Consider the following 4859-nt stretch of genomic DNA (forward strand, 5'->3'; position numbering starts at 1 on the left):
GACTGGGCATAACACCAGCCGCAGCCCATCGTTAAACCAGCCGGGACAGACGTCACATGCTGTCGTACGGAGGCCCCGGGCGGAGCGCCCGGGGCCTCGTACTGCCGGCAGAACGGCCGATCTCAAAAGCACCGATTCCGCGACAGCGAGCGAGCCAGTGGTGTGCCGCCCCACGACAGCACCACCAGCCCCCCGAACCGGCTCATGGCAGCAAAACCCACCCGAGCAAACACCCAGCCAGCGCAAACACCGAAAACTAACATCACGTCACTGACAAACCGCACTGACGCCAAGCCGGCACATCGCAGAAGAGCCTCCAGCTCGCTGTGCGGGAAGATCAGCGCACTCTCGACTGGAAGAGAGAGGACGCGTTCTTCGCGTCCGGCTGGCTCTCGTCACGGCTGCGGGGGGGGGGCGTGCCGGGACTGGTGACACGAACCGGATCACGAGACACTAGCCCTGCCGGTCCAGCCATTCTGAGATCACTTGGTTTGTTTCTTCGGGCATTTCCTGCTGGATCCAGTGACCGCAGTCCAGGCCGACCACTTCCACGTTGGGCACGAACTCTGCCAGTCTTTCGAACCTCGGGACCGCGAAGTCCCGGTCGCCGTAGATCATGAGGGTGGGCTGCTTGATGATTGGGTCCGCGTCCGCCAGCTGGTGCCAGTTGCGGTCGAGATTCCTGTACCAGTTGATGCCGCCGGTGAATCCCGACGTCTCGAACGCGGAGACGATGACGGCCAGGTCGCTGTCGCTCATGACGGGCTCACCAAGTGGTGTTTCCGCCTTGGCGAGATTGATGAATGCCATGCCCGGCTCAGGGGGTGCGGGGGGCACGTTCTTCCGGTAGAGGTTGCGGATGAACTGGGAGGTATTGGCATCGAACACGGCGTCCGCGACGCCCGGCTGCCGGTTGAAGTGGACGAAGTAGAAGTCGCCGCCGAGGAAGGTTTCCATGACCTCGATCCACGGCGTTTCTCCGCGTTCCATGTAAGGCAGGCTCAGGTTGATCAGCTTGTTCACCCGGTCGGGGTGCAGCAGGGTCAGGCTCCAGACGACGAACGCACCCCAGTCGTGGCCGACGAAGGTGGCGTCCTCGTAGCCATAGTGGTCCAGGAGTGCGACGAGGTCGCCCGTCAGGTGTTCGATGTCGTAGTCCGTCACCTCGGCCGGGCGGGATGAGTTGCCGTAACCCCGCTGGTTCGGTGCGATGACGTGGTAGCCGGCTGCGGCGAGGACGGGCATCTGGTGACGCCAGGTGATGGCGTGCTCCGGCCAGCCGTGGCAGAGCACGATGGGCTTGCCCTTGTTTTCTCGGCCTGCTTCGAACACTTCGATCTCCACACCGTTGACCTGGATGAGGGTGGGCTCGGGAAATTCTGCTTGATTGATCACTGCATTTCCTCTCTGGGGGCGTTCACTGGCGGTCGACCTCCTCGATGAGGCCATGTCGCCATCTTGCTATCCAAACCGGTCACCTCATGACCGGTTTTTATGAGAGTTTTGTCTGTATGCGATCCGATCGACTGGTGGCCATACTCCTCTTGCTCCAACGGCGCGAGCAGGTGACAGCCGCGGAGGTCTCCCGAGAGCTGGACGTCTCCGAGCGCACCGCCCGCCGTGACCTCGATGCCCTGGCCATGGCCGGGGTGCCCGTGTACTCCGTGCAGGGCCGAGGTGGCGGCTGGCGCCTTGTGGGCGGTGCTCGTACCGACCTGTCCGGGTTGACCGCCAGCGAGGCACGCGCCCTGTTCCTGGCTCTCGGTCCGGCCTCGGATGCGACGCCGGCGCTGAAAGCAGCTCTGCGCAAGCTCGTCCATGCCCTACCGAAGCCCTTTCAGGTGCAGGCCGAGACAGCGGCGGCGTCGCTGGTCGTAGACCCGCAGCGATGGGGGGCGAGCCGGATCGAGCACCGGCCGCCTCGCTTCCTCGACGAACTCCAGGACGCGGTGATCAGCGGCGTCCAGGTGTCGCTCGGCTACGTCGACAGCAAAGGCGCCGAGACCCGGAGAACCGTCCACCCGCTGGGCATCGTGGCCAAAGGTCCTGTGTGGTACCTCGTCTCCAACACCGAGACCGGCCGACGGGTCTTCCGGATCGACCGCGTGTCGTCCGCCGACCCGACCGGCGACCCTGTGCACCGACCCGGGGACTTCGACCTTGCCGAGAGCTGGAATGAGATCGCCAAAGAGGTCGATCGCAAACGAACACCGCTGGAGGTCCAGGCGGTATGCACACCCGACGGGATAGGCATACTCCGGATGGCGCTCGGCGACCGGCTCGACGTGGGAGGTTCCACGACCGATGGCCGCATCGAGGTCGTGATCCGCGGCCCCAATGAGTACATCCTCGCCGGCGAGCTCTCCGGGCTGGTCGAATGGGTCGAGGTGACCGGCCCTCCGGGGATCCGAGACCACCTGGCCTCGATCGGCAACGCCCTCGTCGAACGATACGGCCGGCCGCGCACCAGCGGAGACCTTCACCCGTCTTGAAGCGGACGAGGCAGGGCTTCAAGAACAGTTCCGCCCAATAGCATGGGGTTGTCCGTTCCCGCAGACGCCCGGGTCACGAGTCGGCGGGTCCGCCAACCCTGCTCTCTGCGGATGGACCGTCTCGTGCCGGGCCAGCATCGCCACGCACTCGGCAAGCGACCGGGGGCGAGGTCGCGACGGGCGGTGCAGGCTGTGGTGGCGGCTGGCGCCTCGTGGGCGGCGGTGTCGATCGTCGGCCGTGGACTTGGGCACCTAAAGGGCAAGCCCGACGGGTGTCTGGAGCGGCAGGTCCCGCGCTGAACGGCCGAGCTGGAGGGATACACGATCGCACTCGGCCTGCTCCAGCGGACCCTCAGCTTCCAGGCCGCCGGAACGGTTTGAGCCGCACCCCCTCCAGGCTGTCGGCGATCAGCTGGTCCAACCGCCGCTCGCGAGTCTCGTCCAGCTTGGCACTGGTGACATGGTGGACGGCCTGCTTGCGGTAGGACGGCGCCTGCCCGCTGAACCACTCCCACGCCCGCGGCTCTGCCTGGAAGCGAGCCAGCTGCGCCGCCTCGAACTCCAAGACCGACTTCTCCTCGCGATCCCGGTCACGGGCTTCGAACACCGCGGTACCGGCCGGCCGCATGAGCCCCTGCGCGGTCAGCTCCTCGATCTTGCGGAGGTTGACCAGGCTCCAGTTGCTGCGCGGCCTGCGCGGAGTGAACCGGATCGTCCAGGAGAAGTCGTCAATCGGGCTCTGCCGGCCGTCGATCCAGCCGTAGCACAGGGCCTGGTCCACCGCCTCCGACCAGCTCAGCGTGGGCTTACCCGCTCCCTTCCTCCACATGCCCACCCTGCATTCGGAGGCAGTCGCGTGGTGCTCCTCCAGCCAGTCCCGGAACTCCTCAGGACTTGAAAAGAAGATTGGCTCCATGCGCGGTGCTCCCGTCGGTCGTCTCGTCGGTTCCATTGAACCTGTCGGGTACGACAATCCGAGAGTTTCACCGCGCCGCCCGGGATCTGCGCCGGGGTGTCATCACCATGCCCGGCAGGCAACCACAGGAGCCGAGCGGGGACGGATCGGCCGCAGGCCCCTCGTTCGAGGGAGCGGAAGAGGCGCGCGCCACCTGTGCAGACAACCCCCGGCGCAACCCCTCCGGGCGGGGCGGGCGGCTCCACGAGGGGCGCCGAGCGCCCGTCAGAACCCAGGGTTTACCCGGTCAGCAACGGCGGACAACCGCGGCCGGCCTGCGGAGGCTCCCTCACGTGCGGGCGCGGCACGCACGGCACTTCCCGGACGGGCGGACCGTTCACCCGGGGAGAACACCCGCACGAACGAAAGATCACTCACATGCAGAACAGGGCCGAGGCCGGGACCACCCGGCACGACTGGCACTTACGGGCCCGCGTCAGAATCATCCGTGACCACGACGCCGTGGCCGAGGACCCGCCCGTGCTGTGGCGGTTCTCCCAGGGCGAGGAATACACCCTCCTCCAGTAGGGCCGGGCCGGAGACCCCCTGAATGACGACTGGTGGACATCACGGGACACCGGCACGGCCCACCGCGTCCCGGACACCCACGTCACCATCCTGAAAATCATCGAGCAGAACCCCGCCCCGAACCCGCAACAACCCTGACCGCGGCCGGGGCCTCGCGGCACAACCGGCCGCCAGGCCCCGGCCGCACCCCGCCGCTGCACGTCACCCCGGATGACATACCACAGCCCCACAAAGCCCGGCACGGCAACGAGCCGCGCCCCGCCGGGACGCGGCTCGTTGATCGCCCTGTCCACCACGCACGCAGCCCCGCAGCTCCTCGCCGTCGACTCGATCGTGCCGGACCTGACCTTCATCCGTTTCCAGCGGGACGCCGCACCGGCAGGACCGCTGCGGAGCGGAAGGGAGCGCGGTGTCGGACGGGTTCAGCAGGCGTAGGTAGTGTTGCCGGCAAGAGCCGCGGCGATGTTCTTCCAGGGGGTGCCCGGCAGCTTGACCTCCTGGTGGCCCGCGGTGGTAATGCCGTTGCCGAGCTGGCCCTCGGTGTTGTCGCCCCAGGTGTGGACGCTGCCGTCGATGAGCGCCGCACCGTGTCGCGCACCCGCGGCGAGGTGCTGGGCGTCCTTGAGGCGGGGAATCTCGACGGGGCGGTGCGTTTGGTGCGCCCGACAGTGCTGGCGACAAGGTCCCCTCGTACTTCATCAACAGCGGTTCGATCAGGCCCTGTTCGGCTGGGTAGTGTCGGAGGAGCAGCGGGTTGTTCGCAGCCCGTTGGGCACCCCACCGTCCTGCTAGTCGAGCTTGCCGGCATAGGCGGAGTCTGCACAGACGAGGGTGATCTCTGGGTGCATCAGGCGAAGGCGGAAGAGGAGTTCCTTGGCTGCGTC

The 4859-nt window shown here is 66.9% G+C and carries 6 protein-coding genes; 3 read left to right on the forward strand and 3 right to left on the reverse strand.

Annotated features, from left to right (window positions below; genetic code table 11):
* Positions 1–453: 453 nt before the first annotated feature.
* On the reverse strand, positions 454–1395 hold the full coding sequence (locus ABT170_RS40515) for an alpha/beta fold hydrolase (protein WP_351876271.1): 942 nt from the start codon (positions 1393–1395) through the stop codon (positions 454–456).
* A gap of 116 nt (positions 1396–1511) precedes the next feature.
* On the opposite strand from ABT170_RS40515, the gene ABT170_RS40520 reads away from it, so the two are divergent.
* Complete coding sequence (locus ABT170_RS40520; RefSeq protein WP_329944420.1) at positions 1512–2492, forward strand: helix-turn-helix transcriptional regulator; 981 nt, start codon at positions 1512–1514, stop codon at positions 2490–2492.
* A 352-nt stretch (positions 2493–2844) separates the two neighbouring features.
* Here the strand turns inward: ABT170_RS40520 and ABT170_RS40525 are convergent, their stop codons facing one another.
* Positions 2845–3408: a YdeI/OmpD-associated family protein gene (locus tag ABT170_RS40525; protein ID WP_351876274.1), complete on the reverse strand. Its 564-nt coding sequence runs from the start codon at positions 3406–3408 to the stop codon at positions 2845–2847.
* A gap of 417 nt (positions 3409–3825) precedes the next feature.
* Between ABT170_RS40525 and ABT170_RS40530 the strand changes: the two genes are divergently transcribed.
* The gene (locus tag ABT170_RS40530) at positions 3826–3975 is read left to right on the forward strand and encodes a hypothetical protein (RefSeq protein ID WP_329940277.1); all 150 of its coding nucleotides are present in this window, start codon (positions 3826–3828) and stop codon (positions 3973–3975) included.
* A gap of 210 nt (positions 3976–4185) precedes the next feature.
* Complete coding sequence (locus ABT170_RS40535; protein WP_351876277.1) at positions 4186–4410, forward strand: hypothetical protein; 225 nt, start codon at positions 4186–4188, stop codon at positions 4408–4410.
* Here the strand turns inward: ABT170_RS40535 and ABT170_RS40540 are convergent.
* Entirely contained in the window at positions 4398–4610 is a 213-nt protein-coding gene (locus ABT170_RS40540; protein ID WP_351876280.1) for an RCC1 domain-containing protein, read from the reverse strand. The genes ABT170_RS40535 and ABT170_RS40540 overlap by 13 nt on opposite strands.
* Positions 4611–4859 lie beyond the last annotated feature (249 nt).

Source organism: Streptomyces sp. NPDC001787, from assembly GCF_040297465.1.
Lineage (GTDB): Bacteria > Actinomycetota > Actinomycetes > Streptomycetales > Streptomycetaceae > Streptomyces.